The following is a 24,289-nucleotide window of genomic DNA, read 5'->3' as shown; positions in this document are numbered from 1 at the left end:
GGGGTGATGTGTTTGAAATAATGTACAAAAGTAGCGTTTTCAGTGCCTGAATTGCACAAGACGAACGGCGGTACCTGGTGTTGCCGAGGTCGGCAGTCCGATGCAATAGGCTGGGGTGATGTGTTTGAAATAATGTATAAAAGTAGCGTTTTCAGTGCCTGCAGTGGGCTAAATGATTAGCGGGACCCGCTGTTGCCTGGTGTTGCCGAGGCCGGCAATCCGCTGCAATGGGGCTGGGGACTGTGCTCGAAAAAATGTAATAAGCGCCGCTCTCACGAAGAAAAGCGGCGCCTTGACAGGAGATGGCCCGGTGAGAGGACTCAGGCCATGGGGCTGGCGCCCTGGTATTCCACCAGCGGCGGCAGGGGGGCCAGCTCGGGCAGATGGCGGGCCCAGCGGATAAAGGCATCGGCCAGGGTGATGCCGAGCTCCTGATTGTGCTGGGTCAGGGTGCGGGCCAGGGCGGTGTAGCCCTCCTTGCCGGAGGCGGTGTAGGCGCTGGAGACCCCCCGATAGATGGCATCCATCTCGACGCTCTGCCACTGACCCGGGCTCACCTCCCATTCGAGGCGGGTGATCCGGCTCCCCTTGGGCCTGTCTGCCTGATAACAGAAGCGCATCCCGGCGGTATAGGGGAAGCTGCCGCTGCCATTGCCGACCACCCCGTTGTTGGTGGCGTTGTCGATGGCACCTTCCAGCGCCTCCGCCAGCTCATGGCCGTGCACCCGGTAGAGGGTGAGCGGAATGGCAAAGGGCAGCAGGCGCCCGGCGATGTCTGCCTCGCTGAGGGGCCCGGGCTCGAGCGAGCAGCGCACCCCCCCTGCGTTGTGCAGGGCGAAATCCACCTGACCCACCTGTTCGCGGGCGCCGGCCAGCATGGCCTGGGCCACCAGGGGGGCGACCTGACTGCCGGCGGGCAGGGCGACATCGGGCAGGCGCTGATGGTGCAGTGGCCCGGCGAGGCGGGTCACTATGCGCCGGGTCATGGTCTCGAGCTCGGGCTGGTAACGCTTGGCCAGGTGCTGCTCGAGCTCGGCAGCCGGCTCGCAGAAATGGAGGCCTGCCGGCGGGGGAGAGGCAAAGGGCCAGGGCTGCCAGGGCAGCCACTCCAGCTGGCCGTGGCTTTGGCAAACTCGCCCGCGCTCATCAAATTCCAGCTCGCACACCCCGAGACAGAGGGCGCTGTGGGCCGCATGCAGTATGGCAACCCCCTCGATCATCAAGGGGTAGTCTCCCTCGCTTATCAGCCCGAGCGGGGCCAGATCCCCCAGCTGGCTGTGGGTGTGGCCGCCGACAATCAGGCTGAGTTCGGGGAAGCGGGCCGCCAGCCGCTTGTCCTGCTCCAGCCCCAGGTGACTGAGCAATATGATGTGCTTTATTCCTTCGGCCTTGATCTCGCCGAGGGCGGCGCTGAGGGTCTCCTCTATGCCGTGGAAGCGGGTGTGGGGATCCGGGCTCGCGATGGCGGCCATCTGCGGCAAGGTGATGCCGAGCAGGGCAAAGGGGACGCCGTCGATGACGCGCCTGTGCCAGGGGCGGCTGGCATCAAACAGGTGAGGCAAGCCGTGCAGTCGCAGCGGGGCATCGGCCGGCTCCTGGCTGCTGTCAAGGTTGGCGGCCAGCACCGGATAGTCGAGCTGGCGCAAAAACTCCACCAGCGGACCGTTGCCGAGATCGAACTCATGGTTGCCGATCACCATGGCATCAGGTCGCAGCAGGCCGAGCAAGTCGGCGTTGGCCCGTCCCTTGAAGCGGTTGAAATAGAGCGACCCCTGGAAGGTGTCACCCCCGTGCAGCAGCAGGCAGGTCTGGCCGGCGGCAGCGGCCTGCTGGCGCAGGGCGGTCAGCCGGGTCAGGATGCGGCCGTAGCCGCCACATTGGGTACGCCACTCGGACTTACCCTCTGGGGAGAAGCGCATGGGCGCGCCATCGAAATGGGAGTGGCAGTCACTGAAGTGGGCAAGTTGAACCGTAATACTCAAGGCTCGGTCCTCCTTAGGGGAAAAAGAGCACCGAGTCTACTGCAAGGGGTGGGGGGGATGCCAGCCCGGCAGACGCCGGGCTGGAAAAGAGTCAGACGGTACTCAGGCAGGCACCAGGATCTGGGTGGCGAGGATCACCACCAGCAGGCCGACGGCGACCGGCATAGAGGTGCGTTTGACCACCTCGAACGGGGAGAGGTTGCCCATGCCCGCACAGGCGACCACCACCCCGGAGACCGGCGAAATAGTGCGACCCAGGTTCGAGGCCTGCAGCATGGGGATGACCAGGTAGGCGGGGTTGACACCCAGACTGGTGGCCAGGTGCGGGATCAGCTCCACGAAGGCGTAGAAGGGGGCGTTGCCGGACCCCGTGGTGAAGGCGGCCAGGGTGGTGATGACCACCAGCACCAGCATGATGACGATGCCGCCTGTGCCAAAGCTCTGGGCCAGATCCAGGAGGTTGGCGATGAAGCCGAGCCCCATCAGCCCCTGGGCGAAGACCCCGGCCCCCACCAGCAGCATGACCACGCCGGCGAAGGCGTCAGCCATGCTGCGCCAGCACACCTGCAGGCCGTCCAGCAATTCCTTGCCGTTGCGTTTACGCACCAGTTCCAGCAGGGCGGCCAGCACCAGACAGATGACGATGATGGTGACTATGTCGAGCTTGGGGCCCAGCTTGCCGTCAAACAGCAGCACGCCGATGATGGGGGTGAACGGCAGTATGGCGTAGAAGCCGGGGGCATCGGTGATGAGATCGCTCGGGGCAACCGCCTCGTTGTGCTCGCCGGACTTTCTGTCCAGATAGCGCTGCCAGAAGAAGTGGGTCACCGCCATGGCGGCTATGGCCGTCAGGGAGATGGGCAGGGTCAGCTTGAAGGCAAAGTCGATGAGCTCCATGTTGGCGGCCTGGGCGGCCATCACCACGTCCCCCGAGGTGGGAGACAGTATGATGGCGGCCGGGGAGGCGCACACTGCGGCCGCGGCGCCACGGGAGATCCCCATGTTGACCATCAGCGGGAACAGGGTCGCCATCAGCAGCACGCCGAGGCCGGTGGCGGAGCTCACCGCCAGCGACATGGCGCAGGCCACCAGGTAGGCAGCCACCAGCAATATGTAAGGGGACTTGATGATGCCGAGGGGCTTGCTGGCCAGCTTCACCAGTATGGTGTTGGCGCCTATGTGGCTCATGTAGCCGGCAAAGCCGCACAGCACCATGATCAGCATGCCGAGGCCGCCGCCCCTGTCCACCAGCAGGAAGCGCACGTATTCGAATACATCGGTGGCCACGTGGCCGGTGGAGGCGACGCTGGCAGGCAGCACCGCCTTGCCCATCAAGGCGGTGATCGCCAGCAGCAAGAGGCCACCGCCGAGCAGCACCCCGGTCGCCGAATAGTCCTTGAAGATGTAGCGACCCACGGCCAGGGTGACCAGGGTGCCAATAAGGAGTTCCATCATAAATAGGTTCCTGAGTATGGAGTGACGTCGGGCATCTAGCGGGCTGAGCAGAGGGTTGGACTGGCTAGCCTGACATGTGCCAACAAAAACGCCGGGATTATTACCTCATAAGGAGTAATTCACCATGAGGATGGTGGCTGGCTGTGATCTCCCTTGCAAATCCCCATCTGGAGCAGGGTCGGATCCCGTCCCTTTGCCGCTCCCGGCTCCGAGAGCAGGTGACAGCAGCCCTGATCACGGTTAATCTCCCACACTGACTATTAATTCATTGATTATTAATTGAAATTACGCCGGACTCACAAGGAGCAAGGCAGCACAGCGATGGGACTCTTCAGCAAGACAGGGGTGGTGGCGGCCCTCATATATGCCGCCTCAATCGGAGCTGCACCCTCCCATTATGCAGGTATTCGGGTGGCGCCCGATATCAAGGTCGATTTCCAGTTCTACCGGGTCTTTGGGGCCGATGTGGCCGCCGTGATGCGCCAGATCACCGCCTTGTCGCCTACTCAGGCGGACGGCCATATCGGCAGGGCCAGCTATCAGCTCTCCTGGCAGTTGCAGACCAGGGCGACCCCGGCGCGCTGCGAGCTGGATAAGGCCAGTGTGACGGCCCGCATCCAGGTCAGGGTGCCGAACTGGATGGACAAGGCCAGGGCGTCTGCGGCGGAGCGGCAGAAGTGGGACAAGCTGGTGGCGGCCATGTTCGACTACGAGAGCCGTCACAAGGACATTCTGCTGGAGAGCGTCAGCCAGCTCGGCATCCGGCTCGCCCAGCTGCCCGTCGCCCAGGATTGTGCCGCCTTGCAGTATCAGGGCTGGCAACAGGGACAGGCAGTGCTGGAGGCGACCCGCGATCGATTCGCCACCCTGGCGCAGCAGACCGATCGGGGGCGCAAGCTCGGGGTCAGCTGGCCAGAGGGCAGTTGAGCGTCATCACCAATAAAAACGGGCTTCCCTGGGGAAGCCCGTTTTTATTGGTGCGCTGAATGGTGCGGCGGCCGCCGCGCCTCCTTGGCCTAGTCCCGTAGCGGCTTGCCCTTGCGCAGCCTGCGCACCCAGTAGCGGGCGGGATGCAGCGCCTCCAGCAGATCGGCGGCCAGCGGCAGCGGATCACCGCAAATTTCGCTCGCGACCAGCTCACCGCAGAGCGGTGCCGAGCACAGGCCCCGGGAGCCGAGGGCCCCCAGCACAAACAGACCCGGGTGGAGGGGCAGCGCGCTCTGCCGATCAGCGGGGGCCTTGAGATCGTGATCCGCCAGGCTTGCCAATCTGGCGATTGGCCCCGCCACCGGCAGGTGATCCCGGCTGGCGCAGCGCACTCCCACTCGCGCCTCGTTGCCGCTCACATCCACCTCGGCAGGCCAGCTTTGATCCGGCAGGCAGGCTTGCAGCCGCGCCTGGTTCTGGGCCTGCTCCTCGGCACTATACGCGAGGGTGCTCTGGTTGCGGCCATAGCTGGCCCCGATGCAGTGCGCTCCGTCGTGGGCCGGGGTGAGGTAGCCGTCGTAACAGAGAACCGTCCTGAGCTCGCTTAACCGCGCCGTGGTCGGTACATGGCTCACCTGACCGCGCACCGGGTAGAGCGGCAACTCCGCAAAGGGGATCAGGGCGGGCAGCTGGTGACCGGCGGCCACCACCAGGTTGGGGGCCAGCCACTGGCGGCCATCCTGGCTCTCCACCTGCCAGCCGTCCGCCAGTTCGCTAATGGTGCTCACCGGTGTGTAGTACTCAAGGCGCAGCAGGCCGCTGGCTTGCGCTTCTTTCAGGGCGGCGCGGGTGAGATCCGCTGGGCAGAGCCAGCCCCCCAGGGGGTAGCTGACGCCACCATGGCCGCAGGGCAGGCCGACAGCCTGTTCGACATCAGTGGCTGACATGGCATGCATCAGCTCGGGGGGGAAGGGACCCTGACCCATCTTGGCGAGCTTGGCGGCGGATTTCTCGTCATAGCCAAGCTGGGTGACGCCGCACAGGGAGAAGGCGACGGGATGGCGCTCGGCCAGCGCCAGCAGCCGCTGGCGGGAATAGCCAAAGGCCAGGGAATAGAAGCGCGACAGCGCATCGTGCTCCCCATTGAGCAGGGGATAGAGCGCACCCTGCCGGTTGCCGGAGGCGCCGGTGGCCGGCTCGCCCTCTTCGCACAACAGGGTCACCTTGCGGCCCCGTTCCACCAGGGAGAGTGCCGTCATGGCCGAGGCGATGCCGCCGCCGATGATCAGCACCTCGCCGTCCCGGCCGGCGGGGCGGGCATACCAGGGGGAGATGCTCTGCTCAGGCACTTTGCCCTCTCGCATCCCTGCCAGCATCTCCCGCTTGCTGCCGTGCCCTTTCACCTTCTTCATGGCAAAGCCGGCGTCAATCAGGCCGCGGCGCACGAAACCGGCGCAGGTAAAGGTCGAGAGGGTTGCGGCGGGGCGGGCGAGGCGAGCCAGGCCATCGAACAGCGCTTGCGTCCACATCTCGGGATTCTTGGCCGGCGAGAAGCCATCCAGATACCAGGCATCCACCAGGCCCTGGGGCCCGTGAGGCACCTGGGGCAGCATCTCCTTGATGTCGCCAAGCCAGAGATCGAGGCGAATGCGACCGTCTGCAAACAGCAGGCGGTGGCAGCCGGATACCGGCAGCGGCCACTGGTCGATGAGAGGCTGGCTTAAGGACGCGAGCTCGGGCCAGGCCGCCAGGGCCTTGCGCAGATCGGCCTGGGCCAGGGGGTATTTCTCGAAGCTGATGAAGTGCAGGCGGGAGCCGTTGCCTGATTGGGGCGCCTGTTCCAGGAAGGCGGCCATTGTCGCCAGAAAGTTAAGACCTGTGCCGAAACCTGTTTCGCCAATCACGAAACTGTCACTATCGTGGTGCGAAAATCGTGCCGGTAGGCGATTTTGCAATAAAAAGACGTAGCGGGTTTCACTTAGACCGTTATCATTGGAAAAGTACACATCCCCGAACTCACTGGAGACTGGAGTTCCCGCTTCATTCCAGTCCAATCGGGCATGATGTAAGGATGTTTGACTCACGTTTTCCTCTGCTCGCGTCATAAATTCGCGGGCATTCTACGTGAAAGCAGACCAGTTTGGCAGCCGAAAGCGGGTAGACTCGGTGCCAGTTTTTCCAGACGAGATGAATTAATGAGAAGAGCAGTGATCACCGGTATCGGCGTCATCTCCAGTATCGGCAACAACAAGGAAGAGGTGCTGGCCTCCCTGAAAGCAGGCAAATCCGGCATCACCTATTCCGAGCAGTTTGAACAATACAACCTGCGCAGCCGTGTCTGGGGTAACATCAAACTCGATCCGTCTGAACTGATCGACCGTAAAGTCATGCGTTTCATGGGTGACGCTGCGGCCTATGCCTATCTGTCCATGGAGCAGGCCATCGCTGACGCGGGTCTGCCAGAGGATCAGGTCTCCAACGAGCGTACCGGCATAGTGGTCGGATCCGGCGGCGCCTCCGGCAAGAACACCTCCGAGTCTGCGGACATTGCCCGTGAGAAAGGGGTCAAGCGCGTGGGTCCCTACATGGTGCCGCGCACCATGTCCTCCACCACCTCTGCCTGCCTGGCCACCCCGTTCAAGATCAAGGGTGTCAACTACACCATCAGCTCCGCCTGTGCCACCTCTGCCCACTGCATAGGTCACGCACTGGAGCTGATCCAGCTTGGCAAGCAGGACATCGTCTTCGCCGGCGGCGGCGAGGAGCTGGACTGGTCTTCCACCATACAGTTCGACGCCATGGGCGCCCTCTCCACCAAGTACAATGACACCCCTGAAAAGGCGTCCCGTACCTATGATGCGGACCGCGATGGTTTCGTCATCTCCGGTGGCGGCGGTATCTTGGTGGTCGAGGAGCTGGAACATGCCCTGGCCCGCGGTGCCCACATCTACGCCGAGATCACCGGTTACGGTGCCACCTCCGACGGCTACGACATGGTCGCCCCGAGCGGTGAAGGCGCTGTGCGTTGCATGAAGATGGCGATGAAGGACGTCGGCTCCGTGGACTACATCAACACCCACGGTACCTCCACCCCGGTCGGTGATACCAAGGAGCTTGAAGCCATCCAGACCCTGTTTGGCAGCAATGCGCCCAAGCTCTCCGCCACCAAGGCCATGACGGGTCATGCCCTGGGCGCCGCCGGTGTGCATGAGGCCGTCTACTCCCTGCTGATGATGGAACACGGCTTCATCGCCCCCAGCATCAACATCGAGAACCTGGACGAGAAGGCGGTGGGTCTGCCCATAGTGCGCGCCTACGAAACCGCCGATCTTAATACCGTCATGTCCAACAGCTTCGGCTTTGGCGGTACCAACGCCTCCCTGGTCTTCAGCAAGTTCAAGGCTTGATGAACCGATGAAGTGAAAAAAGGCGCCGCAAGGCGCCTTTTTTATTGGCTTGAACTGGGTCTCAGGCCGGTTCGGTCAAAGGTAGCCGCATATAGACGGCGCCCTCGCCATACTCCTCCAGCGACTTGGGGGTCCTGGCTGGCACGAAGCCCTGCTTGCGCCAGAAGGCCGGGGCATCCTGCACCGCCACCAGCCCGGCATGCTGGTAACCCTCATCGCTGGCAAAGGCGAGGGCAGTGGCGAGCAGCCGCTGGCCCACCCCCAGACCGCGCGCCTCGCCACTGACAGCGAGATCGTGCAGGTAGAACTCCTCGTGGTCGGTGAGGGACTGCAAGGGTTGCGAGAGCGGAGGAGGGCAGTGGGCGCGCCAGGGATGGCAGAGCAGATAGCCCAGCACCTTGCCCTGGCGCTCGGCGACCCAGCAGCAGGCGGGGGCGAGCTCTGCCTTGTTGCTCATCACCTCGAGGGGCTCGGGCTCCAGTTGGTGGTAGCACTCGCTCTGAATGGCCATGATGGCGGGCCAGTCTGGGGGGCGTATGGTTCTTATCTTGATCATCGTACTGGGGGGCGTGCGCCCCTGGTCAACCCTTGAAAGAAGGGGTCAGCATAACCCAAGGGGCGCGCAAACGGAACCGGGGCCCTCAAGGCTCAGCGAATGGCCTCTTTGCTCACCACCTTGATCAGCTGATAGCGCACCGAGGAGGCGTCTGCCGGCACGTCGGTGAGCTGTTCGGTACGCACTTCCAGCTGATAGCGGAAACCTGGCTCGAAGGTGAAGCCCTCGATCTGCTGGTAGAAGAGGGTCCAGCTCTCACCGGGCTGGCTGCGCACCTGCATGCACTTCATGGGGGCGACACCGACGCAGTCGGCCAGCTTGTCCTGGATATAGAGGGTCTCTGTGGTCGGGGTGCTCTGGCAGGCGCTGAGCAACAGGGCGGAGCAGAGGAGCAGGGGAGCTTTCATGACGGGTGTCCTTGGCGTAAAAGGGCGCGATTAAACCCTCAAATGAAAAGGCGGTCAATGACCGCCTTTGTAACAAACCATGACAACTTGCCGGATCAGCGTTGATCGAGCGGAGTGAAATCCCGTTGGGCCAGGCCGGTATAGAGCTGACGCGGACGACCGATCTTCTGATCCGGGTCCGAGTGCATCTCGTTCCAGTGGGCTATCCAGCCGATGGTGCGGGAGATGGCGAAGATCACGGTGAACATGGACATGGGGATGCCGATGGCCTTCATGATGATGCCGGAGTAGAAGTCCACGTTCGGGTAGAGCTTCTTCTCGATGAAGTAGGGGTCGGACAGCGCGATGCGCTCCAGCTCCATGGCCACATCCAGCAGCGGATCCTTGATCTGCAGCTCTGTCAGTACCTCGTGGCAGGTCTCGCGCATCACGGTGGCACGGGGATCGTGGTTCTTGTAGACCCGGTGACCGAAACCCATCAGACGGAAGGGATCGTTCTTGTCCTTGGCCTTGGCAATGTACTCGGGGATGCGATCCACGGAGCCAATCTCTTCGAGCATCTTGAGGCAGGCTTCGTTGGCACCGCCGTGGGCCGGACCCCACAGGGAGGCAATCCCCGCGGCGATACAGGCAAAGGGGTTGGCGCCGGAGGAGCCGGCCAGACGCACGGTGGAGGTGGAGGCGTTCTGCTCGTGATCCGCATGCAGAGTGAAGATGCGATCCATGGCCCGCTCGACGATGGGGTTGACCTTGTACTCTTCGGTCGGTACGCCAAACATCATGTGCAGGAAGTTGCCGGCATAGGAGAGGGCGTTACGCGGCTGCATGAAGGGCTGGCCGATGGAGTACTTGTAACACATGGCAGCCAGGGTCGGCATCTTGGAGAGCAGACGGAAGGCGCAGATCTCGCGATGCTCTTCGTTGTTGATGTCGAGGGCATCGTGATAGAAGGCGGACAGGGCGCTGACCACACCGCACATGATCGCCATGGGGTGGGAGTCACGGCGGAAGCCGCGGAAGAAGAAGGCGATCTGCTCGTGCACCATGGTGTGGCGGGTGACCAGGCGTTCAAATTCCGCGTATTGCGTCTTGGTGGGCGCCTCGCCGTACAGCAGTATGTAGCAGACTTCCAGGTAACTGGCCTGGGTGGCCAACTGGGCGATGGGATAACCACGGTGCAGCAAGACACCCTGATCTCCGTCGATATAGGTAATGGATGATTTGCAAGCACCGGTGGCCATAAAGCCGGGGTCGAAGGTGAAATACCCTTGCGCGCCCAGTTTTCTGACATCGATTACATCGGGTCCAACAGTACCGGACAGGATCGGTAGTTCTACCGGCTCTTTTCCGGGCAGATGTAGGGTGGCTATCTTATCAGCCATAGCACGTCTCCTTTGCTCTTTTATAATTTGGTTCCAGCCCTACTTTATTACGACTTTCATGACGCTGGCAAAGGTTCTTACCCGTACCACGGCGGCTGGAGCGCCTTATTTGAACCAGAGAACCACCTTCTTGTCAATTTTCTTGAATGATCATTAATGACTTGTTAAAGCGGTTGTGAGATCTGGTTTACGGTTTTGGGTTTTCTATGTAGCTAATTGATTGTCATTGGTTAAGGCCGCCGATATACTGCGCCTCGTGGGTGATGGCCGTCGGTGTTTGAAACGCTTTCGCAAAGCCAGATGTGATATCTAAAATGTTGTTTTTGGCTTTTCTGAGTTGTTTTGGTAACAAAAACCTAACAAATGCCACTCCTAGCCCTCAAAGCGTGTGAAAACAATAACTAACGTGCTCAATGGAGCTGAGTGGGCAAAGCCGTGAAAAATAAACAGAGACCTGTAAACCTCGACCTGCAAACGATCAGCTTTCCTGTCACCGCCATCGCTTCCATCTTGCACCGTGTCTCAGGGGTCATCACCTTTGTGGCGCTGGCCATCTTGCTGTGGATGCTTGGTACTTCACTCTCCTCTCCCGAAGGATTTGAAACCGTCGTTGCCATCATGGACAACTTCCTGGTCAAGTTCGTGTTGTGGGGGATCCTGACTGCGCTGGCATACCACATAGTGGGCGGCCTGCGTCATCTGGTCATGGACATGGGGCATTGGGAAGAGCTGGATTCCGCGAATCAGAGTGCCCGGGTGGGCTTCGTGATTACCGGGATTCTGGCGGTATTGGCGGGGGTACTGGTATGGTAACCAATTCTGCAACTTTCGGGCGCAGCGGTGTTCATGATTACATCCTGATCCGCGCCACCGCCCTCATCATGACGGCTTACGTCCTCTATCTGGTCGGCTTTGTCGCCTTCAACGACATTACCTACGAGGTGTGGACCGGCTTCTTCGCCACAACCTTCACCAAGGTCTTCACGCTGCTGACGCTCTTGTGCGTCCTGATCCACGCCTGGATCGGTCTGTGGCAGGTGCTGACCGACTATATCAAGCCGGTCGGGCTGCGCGGTGCGCTGCAGTTTGCGCTGGTGGTGGTGCTGTTCGTCTATCTGATGACGGGTTTCGTCGTGCTGTGGGGTGTGTAAGGTGACTATTCCAACTCGTGAATTTGATGCGGTCGTGATCGGTGCCGGTGGTGCCGGCATGCGCGCCGCGCTGCAGATTGCCCAGTCCGGCAAGAGCTGCGCACTGCTTTCCAAGGTTTTCCCGACTCGTTCCCACACGGTTTCCGCCCAGGGCGGGATCACGGTCGCCCTGGGCAATGCCCATGACGACAACTGGCAGTGGCACATGTATGACACCGTCAAGGGCTCCGATTACATCGGTGACCAGGAAGCGATTGAATACATGTGCAAGACCGGCCCCGAGGCCATCTATGAGCTGGAGAACATGGGCTTGCCCTTCTCCCGTTTCGACAACGGCTCTGTCTATCAGCGCCCCTTCGGCGGTCAGTCCAAGAATTTTGGCGGCGAGCAGGCGGCCCGTACCGCGGCCGCGGCCGACCGGACCGGTCACGCCCTGCTGCATACCCTGTATCAGCAGAACGTCAAGAACAAGACCACCGTCTTCTCCGAGTGGTATGCCCTGGATCTGGTGAAGAACCAGGATGGCCACATCGTTGGCTGTACCGCCATCGACATGGAGAGCGGTGAAGTCGTCTACTTCAAGGCCAAGGCCACGGTGCTCGCCACCGGCGGCGCCGGTCGTATCTACCAGTCCACCACCAACGCCCACATCAACACCGGTGACGGCGTCGGCATGGCACTGCGTGCCGGGGTTGGCGTGCAGGACATGGAGTTCTGGCAGTTCCACCCCACCGGCATCGCCGGGGCAGGGGTATTGGTGACCGAGGGTTGCCGTGGTGAAGGCGGCTATCTGCTCAATAAAGATGGCGAGCGCTTCATGGAGCGTTATGCGCCGAACGCCAAGGACCTGGCCGGTCGCGACGTGGTGGCTCGTTCCATCATGATCGAGATCCGAGAAGGCCGTGGTTGTGACGGTCCCTGGGGTCCGCACATCAAGCTCAAGCTGGATCACCTCGGCAAAGAGGTGCTGGAATCCCGTCTGCCGGGCATCTGCGAGCTCTCTCGCACCTTCGCCCACGTGGATCCGGTCAAGGAACCCATTCCCATCATCCCGACCTGCCACTACATGATGGGCGGCGTGCCGACCAGCGTGAACGGCCAGTGCCTGACTCAGGATAAAGACGGCAACGACGTCCCTGTGGTCGGCCTGTTCGCGGTGGGGGAGATAGCCTGCGTCTCCGTGCACGGTGCCAACCGCCTGGGTGGCAACTCCCTGCTGGATCTGGTGGTGTTCGGTCGTGCCGCCGGCATGCACCTGGTGGAGACCCTGGGCGAGATGGATCATGGTCGCGAGGCCTCCGAATCCGATATCGCCGCGGCGCTGGCCCGCTTCAATCGCTGGGAGAACAACCGCGATGGCGAGGATCCCGCCGAGATCCGCCGTGACCTGCAACGCTGCATGCAGAACAACTTCTCCGTGTTCCGTGAAGGGGACGCCATGGCAGAAGGGCTGGCCGAGCTGAAACTCATCCGCGAGCGCCTCAAGAATGCCCGTCTGGACGACACCTCCAAGGAGTTCAACACCCAGCGCATCGAGTGCCTGGAGCTGGACAACCTGATGGAGACGGCGTTTGCCACCGCGGTTGCCGCCAACTTCCGTACCGAGAGCCGGGGCGCCCATAGCCGCTTCGACTTCCCGGAGCGTGACGACGAGAGCTGGCTGTGCCACAGCCTCTATCATCCGGACACCGAGTCCATGACCCGTCGTGCTGTCAACATGTCTCCGAAAACCCGTGAGGCATTCCCACCCAAGGTGCGGACTTACTGATTGCGGAGGCAACCACAATGAACGTCACATTCTCTGTTTACAGATACAACCCGGATGTTGATAACGTCCCGCATATGAAGGAATATCGTCTTGATATTCCTGAAGGTTCCGACATGATGGTGCTCGACGCACTGATCCAGCTCAAAGAGCTGGATCCCACGCTCTCCTTCCGCCGCTCCTGCCGCGAAGGGGTCTGTGGATCAGACGGTCTCAACATGAATGGCAAGAACGGTCTTGCCTGCATCACCCCGCTCTCCGATCTGCTGAAGAAGGGCAACAAGGTCGTCATCCGGCCCCTGCCTGGTCTGCCAGTGATCCGCGATCTGGTGATCGACATGACCCAGTTCTACACCCAGTGGGAGAAGGTCAAGCCCTTCCTCATCAACGATGAAAAACTGCCGCCCGTGCGTGAGCACCTGCAATCCCCCGAAGAGCGCGCCAAGCTGGATGGCCTGTACGAGTGTATTCTCTGTGCCTGCTGCTCCACCTCTTGCCCCTCCTTCTGGTGGAACCCGGACAAGTTCATCGGCCCGGCCGGGCTGCTCGCCGCCTACCGCTGGCTGGCAGACAGCCGCGACACCGCCGCCACTGAACGACTGGGCAACCTGGATGACGCCTTTAGCGTGTTCCGCTGCCACGGCATCATGAACTGCGTGAACGTCTGTCCCAAGGGCTTGAACCCGACCAAGGCCATCGGTCAGATCAAGTCGATGTTGCTCAACCGGGCTGTTTGATACCAGGGCCAGGACGCCTTGCGCCGGGCCCGACCTCTGGATAGCCATCCCGTCCCGGGATGGCTATGACCCTACAAGCTGCGCTGCAGTGAACAAGATGTACAAGGGATAGAAATGCATAACGGCGTGATGAAGGCCTGGTTGGAGTCATCTCACCTGGCTGGTGCGAATGCAAGCTACATTGAGGATTTGTACGAATCCTTCCTGGAAAACCCCGACTCCGTGGCCGATGAGTGGCGCAGCCTGTTTAGCGAGCTGCCCCAGGTCAATGGCCATGCAGTTGAACAACCCCATTCCCAGGTTCGCGACTATTTCCGCCGCCTGGCCAAGGATCCCTCCCGTTACAGCGCTCCGGTCTCCGATCCCCAGGTGGATGCCAAGCAGGTGCGCGTACTGCAGCTGATCAACGCCTTCCGCTTCCGCGGTCACCAGAATGCCAATCTGGATCCCCTCGGCCTCTGGACCCGTGAAACCGTTGCCGAACTGGATCCCGCCTTCCACAACCTGCAGGGCGCAGACATGGAAGCCACCTTCAATGTGGGCTCCTACGCCATCGGTCGCGAGACCATGGTGCTCTCCGATCTCTACGCCTCGCTGAAGAAAACCTACTGCAGCAGCATAGGTGCAGACTACATGCACATCACCTCCACCGAGGAGAAGCGCTGGCTGCAAGACCGTCTTGAATCCATCGAAGCCAAGGGCAACTACAGCACCGAGGAGAAGACCCGCTTCCTCGAGAGCCTGACCGCCGCCGAAGGGCTGGAAAAATACCTGGGCGCCAAGTTCCCGGGGGCCAAGCGTTTCTCCCTGGAAGGGGGTGATGCCATGGTGCCCATGCTGAAAGAATTGATCCGCCGCGCCGGTGAGCAGGGCTGCAAGGAGGCCGTCATCGGCATGGCCCACCGCGGTCGCCTGAACGTGCTGATCAACGTGCTGGGCAAGCGCGCCCAGGACCTGTTCGACGAGTTCGCCGGCAAGCACGGCGAGTCCTGGGGCACAGGGGATGTGAAGTACCACATGGGCTTCTCCTCCGACTTCGCCACCCCGGGCGGCAACGTCCACCTGGCGCTGGCCTTCAACCCGTCCCACCTCGAGATCGTCAACCCCGTGGTCATCGGCTCCGTGCGTGCTCGCATGGACAGACGCGGTGACAAGGACGGCTCCAGCGTGTTGCCCATCACCATCCACGGTGACTCCGCCATCGCGGGGCAGGGGGTGGTGGCCGAGACCTTTAACATGTCCCTGACCCGTGCCTACGGCGTCGGCGGCACTGTGCGCATCGTCATCAACAACCAGGTCGGCTTCACCACCTCCTATCAACGTGACCTGCGCTCCACCGAATACTGTACCGACATCGCCAAGGCGGTGCAGGCGCCGGTACTGCACGTCAACGGGGACGACCCGGAAGCCGTGGTGCTGGTGACCCAGATTGCGCTGGATTACCGCAATACCTTCAAGCGCGACGTGGTGATCGAGCTGGTCTGCTACCGTCGTCACGGTCACAACGAAGCGGACGAGCCGAGCGCGACCCAGCCCTTGATGTACCAGAAGATCAAGCAGCACCCGACGCCGCGCAAGATCTACGCCGACCAGCTGATTGGCGAAGGCACCATCACTCCCGAGCTGGCCACCACCCTGGTCAACGACTATCGCGATACCCTGGATCGGGGCGAGCGGGTGAGCAAGGAGTGGCGTCCCATGGAGCTGCACTCCGTGGACTGGACCCCGTACCTGGGTCACGACTGGGCCATGCCCTATGACAGCACAGTGCCCATGGATCACCTCAAGTCCCTCGGCGAGCGCATCAGCCAGTACCCGGCGACCCATGTGCTGCAACGCCAGGTCGAGAAGATCTACGAAGATCGCCGCCTGATGGCCGCCGGCGAGAAGCTGGTGGACTGGGGCTTCGCCGAGACCCTGGCCTACGCCACCCTGGTGGACAAGGGTTCCCGTATCCGCTTCACCGGGGAAGACTCCGGCCGTGGCACCTTCTTCCATCGCCACGCCGTGCTGCACAGCCAGACCGATGCCAGCACCTATACCCCGCTGTGCAACCTGCACGACGAGCAAGGTCCGTTCGAGATCTACGACTCGGTGCTGACCGAAAACGCGGTACTGGCGTTCGAATATGGCTACGCCAGCGCGGAGCCGGCCGGTCTGACCATCTGGGAAGCCCAGTTCGGCGACTTCGCCAACTGCGCCCAGGTGGTGGTGGATCAGTTCCTCTCCTCCGGCGAGCAGAAGTGGGGCCGGATGTGCGGTCTGACCATGCTGCTGCCCCACGGTTACGAGGGGCAGGGCCCGGAACACTCCTCCGCCCGTCTGGAGCGCTATCTGCAGATGTGTGCCCAGCACAACATGCAGGTATGCGTGCCTTCCACCCCTGCCCAGGTGTTCCACATGTTGCGCCGCCAGGTGGTGCGCCCGATGCGCCGTCCGCTCATCGTGATGACGCCCAAGTCCTTGCTGCGCCACCCGCTGGCGGTGAGCAAGCTCGACGAACTGGCGGAAGGCACTTTCCAGAACGCCATCGGCGAGATCGACGCCCTGGATCCGAAAGCCGTCAAGCGGGTGGTCTTCTGCTCCGGCAAGGTCTACTACGACCTGCTCGATGCCCGTCGCAAGGCGGAGCAGCAGGACGTGGCCCTGGTGCGGATCGAGCAGCTCTACCCCTTCCCGGAAGAGGAAGTGCGCGCCATCCTGGCCGATTATGCCCACGTCACCGATTTCGTCTGGTGTCAGGAAGAGCCGCAGAACCAGGGCGCCTGGTACAGCACCCGTCATCACTATGACAGCGTGCTGCCAAGCAATGCCCGTCTGCGTTACGCCGGTCGCCCGGCCTCGGCCTCACCGGCCGTCGGTTACATGTCTGTCCACGCCAAGCAGCAGAAAGCCCTGGTGGAAGACGCGCTGACCCTGGAATAAACGAGTTGTGAAGGGGAGGGGGCTCCGTGAAGCCGACCCTCTCCGTCTCTGGAACAAGCCTGCTGGCCAAGAAGTAACAAGGAACTGATTACATGACTATCGAGATCAAGGTACCGGACCTGCCGGAATCAGTGGCGGACGCCACCATCGCCACCTGGCACAAGAAACCGGGTGATCTGGTTGCCCGTGACGAAGTACTGGTTGACATCGAAACCGATAAAGTCGTGCTGGAAGTCCCCGCGCCGGAAGCCGGCGTGCTGGGTGACATCCTGCAACTGGAAGGCGCGACAGTGCTCTCCCGCCAGCTGATCGCCATCCTCAAGGCGGCCCCGGTGGCCGGTGAAGAGACCAAGGAGAAGCCGGTGGAAGTGGCAGCCGATGACGCTGCCGACGGCCTGAGCCCCTCAGTGCGCCGCCTGGTGGCCGAGCACGACATCGACGTGGCCAAGCTGACCGGCACCGGCAAGGGTGGTCGCGTCACCAAGGAAGACGTGGATGCCTTCATCAAGAACCTGGGCAAGCCGGCAGCCCCCGTCGCTGCAGTGGCTGCCGCACCGGTTGCGCCCATAGCCCCGCTGGCTGGTCGCACCGAGAAGCGCGTGCCCATGACCCGTCTGCGCAAGCGCATCGCCGAGCGTCTGCTGGAGGCCAAGAACACCACCGCCATGCTGACCACCTTCAACGAGATCAACATGGCGCCCATCATGAAGCTGCGCAAGCAGTACGGCGAGATCTTCGAGAAGAAGCACGGCATCAAGCTCGGCTTCATGTCCTTCTACGTCAAGGCCGTTGTCGAATCCCTCAAGCGCTACCCGGAAGTGAACGCGGCGCTGGACGGTGACGATATCGTCTATCACAGCTACTTCGACGTCAGTATCGCCGTCTCCACCCCCCGTGGTCTGGTGACCCCTGTGCTGCGTGACTGCGACAACATGAGCCTCGCCGACATCGAGAAGGCCATCAAGGATCTGGCGGGCAAGGGCCGTGACGGCAAGCTGACCGTGGACGAACTGACCGGCGGCAACTTCACCATCACCAACGGCGGCGTGTTCGGCTCCCTGATGTCTACCCCCATCATCAACCCGCCCCAGAGCGCCATTCTGGGCATGCACAAGATCCAGGACAGACCCATGGCCGTCGACGGCAAGGTCGAGATCCTGCCGATGATGTACCTGGCGCTCTCCTACGATCACCGCATCATCGACGGCCGCGAGTCCGTGGGCTTCCTGGTCTCCATCAAGGAGCTGCTGGAAGACCCGACCCGTCTGCTGCTGGATGTCTGAGCAAGAGTGACTGAAAGATAACGAGGGGCCGCCCAGGCCCCCATTCACAGGGGATTGAGAAACACGAGCCCCGGACGGAAATACCTACAACACGGATAGAGCATCTATGAATCTGCATGAATATCAGGCAAAACAGCTGTTTGCCGAGTATGGCCTGCCGGTCTCCGAAGGTTATGCCTGCGCTACCCCGCAGGAAGCGGCCGAAGCGGCCGACAAGATTGGCGGCAATACCTGGGTCGTCAAGTGCCAGGTCCACGCCGGTGGGCGCGGCAAGGCGGGCGGCGTCAAGCTGGCCAAGAGCAAGGACGAGATCCGTGCCTTCGCCCAGAACTGGCTCGGCAAGAATCTGGTGACCTATCAGACTGACGCCAACGGTCAGCCGGTCACCAAGATCCTGGTAGAGTCCTGCACCGACATCGCCAAGGAGCTCTACCTCGGCGCCGTGGTTGACCGTGGCAGCCGCCGCGTTGTCTTCATGGCCTCCACCGAGGGTGGCGTGGACATCGAGAAGATCGCCCACGAAACCCCGGAACTCATTCACAAGGCTGCCATCGATCCCCTGGTGGGCCCGCAGCCCTACCAGGCCCGCGAGCTGGCCTTCAAGCTGGGTCTGGTCGGCGATCAGATCAAGCAGTTCACCAAGATCTTCATGGGTCTGGGCCAGATGTTCCTGGATTGCGACTTCGCCCTGCTGGAGATCAACCCCCTGGTCATCACCGACAAGGGCAACCTGCATTGCCTCGACGGCAAGATCAACATCGACGCCAACGCCCTGTACCGTCAGCCCAAGCTGCGCGAGATGCACGATCCTTCCCAGGATGACCCCCGCGAAGCGCACGCCGTCCAGTGGGAGCTGAACTATGTGGCGCTGGATGGCAACATCGGCTGCATGGTCAACGGCGCCGGTCTGGCCATGGGCACCATGGACATCGTCAACCTGCACGGCGGTTCACCGGCCAACTTCCTGGACGTCGGCGGCGGCGCCACCAAGGAGCGCGTGACCGAGGCCTTCAAGATCATCCTGTCTGACAGCAAGGTACAAGCCGTGCTGGTCAACATCTTCGGCGGCATAGTGCGCTGCGACATGATCGCGGAAGGCATTATCGGCGCGGTCAAGGAAGTGGGGGTCAAGGTGCCCGTGGTAGTGCGTCTGGAAGGCAACAATGCCGAACTGGGTGCCCGTAAACTGGCCGACAGCGGCCTCAATATCATCGCCGCAACGAGTCTGACTGACGCAGCTCAGCAAGTGGTTAAAGCAGCGGAGGCCAAATAATGAGCGTTCTGATCAACAAAGACACCAAGGTGATCTGCCAGGGCTTCACCGGCGGTCAGGGTACCTTCCACTCCGAACAGGCCATTGCCTACGGTACCCAGATGGTCGGCGGCGTCTCCCCAGGCAAGGGCGGCACCACTCACCTGGGCCTGCCGGTGTTCAACACAGTCCGTGACGCCGTGGAAGCCACCGGCGCCACCGCCTCCGTCATCTATGTTCCGGCCCCGTTCTGCAAGGACGCCATCCTGGAAGCCATCGACGCGGGCATCAAGCTCATCGTCACCATCACCGAAGGCATCCCGACCCTGGACATGCTGCAGGTCAAGGTGAAGCTGCAGGAAACCGGCGTGCGCATGATAGGGCCCAACTGCCCGGGCGTCATCACCCCGGGTGAGTGCAAGATCGGCATCATGCCGGGCCACATCCACAAGCCGGGCAAGGTGGGCATCGTCTCCCGCTCCGGCACCCTGACCTACGAAGCGGTCAAGCAGACCACGGACGAGGGCTTCGGCCAGTCCACCTGCGTCGGTATCGGTGGCGACCCCATCCCGGGCTCCAACTTCATCGACATCCTGGAGATGTTCCAGAACGATCCCAAGACTGAAGCCATAGTGATGATCGGCGAGATCGGCGGTAGCGCCGAGGAAGAAGCCGCGGCCTATATCAAGGCTAACGTCACCAAGCCGGTGGTCTCCTACATCGCGGGTGTCACCGCCCCTGCTGGCAAGCGCATGGGTCATGCGGGCGCCATCATCGCCGGTGGTAAAGGCACGGCAGCAGAGAAATTTGCCGCCCTGGAAGATGCCGGCGTAAAAACCGTGCGCTCCCTGGCCGATATCGGCAAGGCCCTGCGTGAAGTAACCGGCTGGTAAGTTCTTTAGCCTGTTATCTCTAATTGAAAATGCCGACCTTAGGGTCGGCTTTTTTATGATTGAAAACCTTATATGGACATCCTTTCCAATAGTGTCTAAATGCGCTTCACTATTTTAACCTCAGCGCTGATTACCATTATTACAGATGACTCCTTCAGTTAGAGTAATTGCCAAGGATGAACGTTTATGAGCCAATAGCGCAGAAACAGGCAGAACTGAGGGGATATATGGCATTTGCATGCCTTTATTTATCTGCTCGTCAATAAAAGGAGGTGTAGATAATAAGAAGCCATTGACAAGACGGCATACTTGATATCTTAAAAGAATTAATGCTAGTCTAGCACGTTACATACATCATCCATCTCTTCAATGCACGTCAGCTAAGATAAATCCGTTGGCGAATGGATGCACACAACGTTGGTGTACATATGACGGCTAAACTTTCAATTCGCTCATATACGTTTGTATCACATACTCATGCACATGATCATCACCAACTAGTGTTCCCTTTGATCGGGGCTGTTGACATGCATACAGGCCGGCATACAGGAAGAGGGGTTCCTGGACAATGTATCATAACTCTTGCAGGGGATGAGCACACATTTGCACCAGAAAAAGGGTCATATTTTCTGGTTGCAGATCTAAGTGAACTTCCTGCAAATATAGAGAAGCTACAAGAATCTTTTGTGAAAATCTCTGAGCCTGTTCAAGCTTTCTGCTTCTTTGTTCAAAAGCAACTTGAGTACCGAACTAGTCCGACACTGGAAAGCAGTATGGGGAAATGGTTTTTCCAGCTTCTGAGTGAACAACCATTTCTACTTAATACAGATAAGAGAATCTCCCGAGCAATAGAACTCTTGGAAAACGATATCCGTATGTCACCTTCACTAGATGAATTGGCATCAGTGGCTTGTCTGAGCATAAGTCAATTCAAGGCGTTATTTAAAAAAGAAACAGGTCAAACACCAGGGCAATATCTGTTACACCTGAGAATGGAGAAAGCAAGAGCACTGCTGGTCAATACTGACTACCCTATCAATGTTATAGCTGGTGATGTCGGATATCAGGACTCATCTGCATTTAGTTCTCGATTTAGTCAGTACTTCGGCTATCCGCCCAGAAAGCTGAGAGCGAGATAATACAACAATCAGCTTTTGGCAATACTAAATCGGCTTATCAACAAACTAGAGGTGAAAATATAATGGTATCTTTTAGAAACTTGATATAGAACTTGAGATGATCATCCATGATAGACTCAGCAGTATTCCTTTTTGTAACCACATCATTATTAATCGTCTTGGCTCCAGGGCAAGATATGGTGTTAGTACTATCCAATTCAATAGCCAGAGGCTCTAAGGCTGGCATGATTACAGCCTCTGGAGTCGCGACTGGATTGTTGGGTCATACGCTTTTGGTAGCGTTAGGATTAGGTGCTTTGTTACAAACATCTGAGTTCGCCTTTAATATTATGAAATATATTGGTGCAGCTTACCTATTCTATCTTGGGATAAAACTATTTAAAGCGCCAGCAATTGGTTTCAACAATGTGGAAGAAACCGGTGGAAGCATGTATTCCTTTTTCTTTAAAGGAATGTTCTCTAATATAAGTAATCCAAAGATAGCAGTCTTCTATTTTGCATATCTTCCTCAGTTTGTTAGTGCGGACAGTACTCAACCGATGCAGACATTATTATATTTAGGGGCAGCATTTGCATTGCTTACATTGTTTGTAAAGTTGCCGATAGGCTACATGGCTGGAGTATTATCTCCTTGGATACAATCTCGACCGGCAGTTCAAGTCGGACTAAACAAGTCTTGCAGCATTGTATTAATAGGAATGGCGTTAAACCTAGTATTATCTAGCCAGATATGAATCACAGTGCTAAATGGTGACAATACCCTGTGGGATGTTTTGTAGTAGTTCTGGGATCACCTCCTTTTGACCGCGGAAATATTGGGTTATCCACCGTTCCTGAATTAAGGAAGATAATGATACAGAACGATATGAATCGACTCTGTATAGCCCCTTCAGTCAGAGGTGCTTGGACTGTCAGGTTACGACTGCATTGCATCGAGATAACCTCTGTTTCTACTGTTGGCAGCATTCGCTTCGTAATCGTGTCATAGCCGCCAACCTTGAAAAATCAGGCCATAGGGCGTATAACCACGCGCTTGTCAGTGTATTGAGTGAGCCAACTTTTATGCAGCAGAGTGAACCCGTGCAGAACGCCCCCTTTTGGCAGGTGAAGAGCCTGCAACAGATGACCATGTCCGAGTGGGAGTCCCTGTGCGACGGCTGCGGCAAGTGCTGCCTGAACAAGCTGATCGACGAGGACACCGAGGAGCTGGTGTTCACCAACGTGGCCTGCAACCTGCTCAATACCAAGACCTGCCAGTGCTCCGACTACGGGAACCGCTTTAAAAAAGAGCCGGACTGCCTGCAGATCACCTTCGACAAGATTGCCGAGTATGACTGGCTGCCGTCGAGCTGTGCCTACCGCCTGCTGGCGGAGGGGCAGAGCCTGCCTGAGTGGCACCCGCTCATCACCGGCAGCCGCAGCGCCATGCATCAGGCCGGTCAGTCGGTGCGCGGCAAGGTGGTGCACGAGGTGGATGCTGGCGACTGGATAGATCACATCATCACCTGGGCCAGCTAACGCCAGGCCTGTCTATCGGGCCATCCGCCGTACTAACTGCGAAGGGGCAGGGGAGTCATACTCTCCTGCCCCTTCTGCATGTTGGCGTGCCGTGCGGCCCCTATTTGTCGGCCTTGCCCGCCGCATCGGCAAGTTTGGCCAGCTGTTTGTCATACCAGGGCACTGGGCGGTTTTCATCTTCCGCCTTCTCTTTGCGCCGGATGGCGTTGCGCACCGCCATGGCCCCCAGCCAGCGAAACGGCTCGGGTGGAAAATAGCCGCGCGGACCGCTCACCAGGGCGCATTCGCGCCACGGCTTGTCTTCTTCCCGCACTTCATCGCGCACCAGGGCCGCAAGGATCTGGCCACCGATCCAGCTCTGCGCCACCCCGTTGCCGGAATAGCCGAGGCCGTAGACAACGTTGGGCTGCGCTCGCCAGTGGCCGAAGAAGGGGAGGCCATCCACCGAGCGGTCGGAGGCGCCGCACCAGCTGGCGGCGATGGGCACATCCTTGAGGGCAGGAAAAAAGCGGCGCAGGGTACAGGTGAGAGGGGCAAGATAACGGCTGGGGGCATCGAACTCGGCGAGATGGCGGTTGGCAAAGGCGAAGGTGTTGCCCCCCTTGCCCAGCATCAGCCGCCCTTGCGGGGTGGATCTGTAGTAGTGCACGAAGGTGCGGCCATCCACCACGGAGCGGCCGTGCGCGAGCTGCTGGGCGGCAAGTGCCTGTGGCGCGGGTTCGGTTATCACCATATCCGAGGAGACCAGCACTATGCTGCGGCGAAACTCGCGAAAGTGCGCCGTCATGGCGCTGTTGAGGGCCAGCACCACCTTGCGGGCGTGGACGATGGCCTCTGGCGTCTGCACCCGTGCAGGCTTGCCCGCCTCAAGGCGCTGCATAGGCGATCCTTCATAGACCTCGACCCCCAATTCCCGCACCACCCGCAGCAGGCCGCGCACCAGCAGTGCCGGTTGCACCGAGCCCGCGTGGGGGCTGTAGAGCCCCTCCAGATGAACCTGGGAGCCGCTCTGGCTCGCCAGTTCATCCTCTTCAATCGCCTGCCACTGGTTAAGGCCGGCCTGCTGTAGCTCCCGCACTACCGGATCCATCAGGCCGCGTTGTGCCTCGCTGGTGGCTGTGTAGCAGGTGCCCTCGACCCTCAGCTCTGCCTCTATGTTGTGCTTTTCGCAGAAGCGAGCGATCTCGTGCACCGCCTGCTCGGAGCTTTGCACCAGCCAGGCAGCCTGCTCTTCGCCAAAGAGGCGCTTTAACGTCAGGTATTTGGCCGACCAGATGAGCAGGCAGCCGCCATTGCGCCCGGAGGCGCCGCTGCCGCACAGATCTTTTTCCAGCACCAGGATACGCAAGTGAGGCTCGGCCTGTTTAAGGGCAATGGCGCTCCAGAGCCCGGTAAAGCCGCCGCCGACGATGCAGACATCCACTTCGTGCTGGCCTTGAAGGGGCGTGGGGGGCTCGGGCTGTTCGGCGGCGAGCGCTTCGGCCAGCCAGAAGGGGAGAGTGGACATCAT

The 24,289-nt window shown here is 60.2% G+C and carries 20 protein-coding genes; 13 read left to right on the top strand and 7 right to left on the bottom strand.

What is annotated here, in order from left to right; translation table 11 throughout:
* Positions 1-320: 320 nt before the first annotated feature.
* Entirely contained in the window at positions 321-1,982 is a 1,662-nt protein-coding gene (locus tag WIR04_RS11885) for a bifunctional metallophosphatase/5'-nucleotidase (RefSeq protein ID WP_338887105.1), read from the bottom strand.
* 102 nt (positions 1,983-2,084) lie between these two features.
* Positions 2,085-3,437 carry an anaerobic C4-dicarboxylate transporter DcuC gene (gene dcuC / locus WIR04_RS11880; RefSeq protein ID WP_338887103.1) on the bottom strand — a complete coding sequence of 451 codons (1,353 nt, stop codon included), beginning with the start codon at positions 3,435-3,437 and terminating at the stop codon, positions 2,085-2,087.
* A gap of 321 nt (positions 3,438-3,758) precedes the next feature.
* Here dcuC and WIR04_RS11875 point away from each other — a divergent pair, with 321 nt between their 5' ends.
* Entirely contained in the window at positions 3,759-4,364 is a 606-nt protein-coding gene (locus WIR04_RS11875) for a DUF922 domain-containing protein (RefSeq protein WP_338887101.1), read from the top strand.
* An 89-nt stretch (positions 4,365-4,453) separates the two neighbouring features.
* Here WIR04_RS11875 and mnmC read toward each other — a convergent pair whose 3' ends face one another.
* Positions 4,454-6,469: a bifunctional tRNA (5-methylaminomethyl-2-thiouridine)(34)-methyltransferase MnmD/FAD-dependent 5-carboxymethylaminomethyl-2-thiouridine(34) oxidoreductase MnmC gene (mnmC, locus tag WIR04_RS11870; RefSeq protein WP_338887099.1), complete on the bottom strand. Its 2,016-nt coding sequence runs from the start codon at positions 6,467-6,469 to the stop codon at positions 4,454-4,456.
* 90 nt (positions 6,470-6,559) lie between these two features.
* Between mnmC and fabB the strand changes: the two genes are divergently transcribed.
* Positions 6,560-7,771: a beta-ketoacyl-ACP synthase I gene (gene fabB, locus WIR04_RS11865; RefSeq protein WP_111910965.1), complete on the top strand. Its 1,212-nt coding sequence runs from the start codon at positions 6,560-6,562 to the stop codon at positions 7,769-7,771.
* Positions 7,772-7,832: 61 nt separating this feature from the next.
* On the opposite strand, the gene WIR04_RS11860 is transcribed toward fabB, so the two are convergent.
* From WIR04_RS11860 to WIR04_RS11850, 3 genes are all read right to left on the bottom strand, one after another.
* On the bottom strand, positions 7,833-8,327 hold the full coding sequence (locus WIR04_RS11860) for an N-acetyltransferase (protein ID WP_338887096.1): 495 nt from the start codon (positions 8,325-8,327) through the stop codon (positions 7,833-7,835).
* A 92-nt stretch (positions 8,328-8,419) separates the two neighbouring features.
* On the bottom strand, positions 8,420-8,734 hold the full coding sequence (locus WIR04_RS11855; RefSeq protein ID WP_111910967.1) for a DUF4377 domain-containing protein: 315 nt from the start codon (positions 8,732-8,734) through the stop codon (positions 8,420-8,422).
* 95 nt (positions 8,735-8,829) lie between these two features.
* Positions 8,830-10,116, bottom strand: coding sequence for a citrate synthase (locus tag WIR04_RS11850; RefSeq protein ID WP_041205909.1), 1,287 nt, complete (start codon positions 10,114-10,116; stop codon positions 8,830-8,832).
* Positions 10,117-10,539: 423 nt separating this feature from the next.
* On the opposite strand from WIR04_RS11850, the gene sdhC reads away from it, so the two are divergent.
* The 11 genes from sdhC to WIR04_RS11795 all read left to right on the top strand — a co-directional run bounded on the left by sdhC (position 10,540) and on the right by WIR04_RS11795 (position 22,779).
* Positions 10,540-10,929, top strand: a complete 390-nt coding sequence (gene sdhC / locus WIR04_RS11845) for a succinate dehydrogenase cytochrome b556 subunit (protein ID WP_025326734.1) — start codon at positions 10,540-10,542, stop codon at positions 10,927-10,929.
* The gene (gene sdhD / locus WIR04_RS11840) at positions 10,923-11,267 is read left to right on the top strand and encodes a succinate dehydrogenase, hydrophobic membrane anchor protein (protein ID WP_005326929.1); all 345 of its coding nucleotides are present in this window, start codon (positions 10,923-10,925) and stop codon (positions 11,265-11,267) included. The genes sdhC and sdhD overlap by 7 nt, the downstream gene beginning before the upstream one ends.
* A gap of 1 nt (position 11,268) precedes the next feature.
* Positions 11,269-13,035: a succinate dehydrogenase flavoprotein subunit gene (gene sdhA / locus WIR04_RS11835; protein ID WP_025326735.1), complete on the top strand. Its 1,767-nt coding sequence runs from the start codon at positions 11,269-11,271 to the stop codon at positions 13,033-13,035.
* 17 nt (positions 13,036-13,052) lie between these two features.
* The gene (locus tag WIR04_RS11830) at positions 13,053-13,769 is read left to right on the top strand and encodes a succinate dehydrogenase iron-sulfur subunit (RefSeq protein WP_025326736.1); all 717 of its coding nucleotides are present in this window, start codon (positions 13,053-13,055) and stop codon (positions 13,767-13,769) included.
* Between the two features lie 114 nt (positions 13,770-13,883).
* Positions 13,884-16,694 carry a 2-oxoglutarate dehydrogenase E1 component gene (sucA, locus tag WIR04_RS11825; RefSeq protein WP_307764571.1) on the top strand — a complete coding sequence of 937 codons (2,811 nt, stop codon included), beginning with the start codon at positions 13,884-13,886 and terminating at the stop codon, positions 16,692-16,694.
* 92 nt (positions 16,695-16,786) lie between these two features.
* A complete protein-coding gene (gene odhB, locus WIR04_RS11820; RefSeq protein WP_025326738.1) occupies positions 16,787-17,977 on the top strand; it encodes a 2-oxoglutarate dehydrogenase complex dihydrolipoyllysine-residue succinyltransferase in 1,191 nt (396 codons plus the stop codon).
* A 106-nt stretch (positions 17,978-18,083) separates the two neighbouring features.
* Positions 18,084-19,250 carry an ADP-forming succinate--CoA ligase subunit beta gene (gene sucC, locus WIR04_RS11815; RefSeq protein ID WP_338887084.1) on the top strand — a complete coding sequence of 389 codons (1,167 nt, stop codon included), beginning with the start codon at positions 18,084-18,086 and terminating at the stop codon, positions 19,248-19,250.
* The gene (gene sucD, locus WIR04_RS11810; RefSeq protein WP_139435410.1) at positions 19,250-20,122 is read left to right on the top strand and encodes a succinate--CoA ligase subunit alpha; all 873 of its coding nucleotides are present in this window, start codon (positions 19,250-19,252) and stop codon (positions 20,120-20,122) included. Before sucC ends, sucD begins: the two co-directional genes overlap by 1 nt.
* 428 nt (positions 20,123-20,550) lie before the next feature.
* Entirely contained in the window at positions 20,551-21,261 is a 711-nt protein-coding gene (locus tag WIR04_RS11805; protein WP_338887083.1) for an AraC family transcriptional regulator, read from the top strand.
* Between the two features lie 107 nt (positions 21,262-21,368).
* Positions 21,369-21,995: a LysE family translocator gene (locus WIR04_RS11800; RefSeq protein WP_338887082.1), complete on the top strand. Its 627-nt coding sequence runs from the start codon at positions 21,369-21,371 to the stop codon at positions 21,993-21,995.
* A 328-nt stretch (positions 21,996-22,323) separates the two neighbouring features.
* Complete coding sequence (locus WIR04_RS11795) at positions 22,324-22,779, top strand: YcgN family cysteine cluster protein (RefSeq protein WP_338887081.1); 456 nt, start codon at positions 22,324-22,326, stop codon at positions 22,777-22,779.
* A 100-nt stretch (positions 22,780-22,879) separates the two neighbouring features.
* Here WIR04_RS11795 and WIR04_RS11790 read toward each other — a convergent pair whose 3' ends face one another.
* Positions 22,880-24,286 carry an FAD-dependent oxidoreductase gene (locus WIR04_RS11790; protein ID WP_338887080.1) on the bottom strand — a complete coding sequence of 469 codons (1,407 nt, stop codon included), beginning with the start codon at positions 24,284-24,286 and terminating at the stop codon, positions 22,880-22,882.
* Between the last annotated feature and the right edge of the window lie 3 nt (positions 24,287-24,289).

Origin of the sequence: Aeromonas rivipollensis (genome assembly GCF_037811135.1) — a bacterium.
Lineage (GTDB): Bacteria > Pseudomonadota > Gammaproteobacteria > Enterobacterales > Aeromonadaceae > Aeromonas > Aeromonas rivipollensis.
The sequence above is the reverse complement of the archived record's forward strand: the minus strand, read 5'-3'. Positions and strand labels throughout refer to the sequence as shown.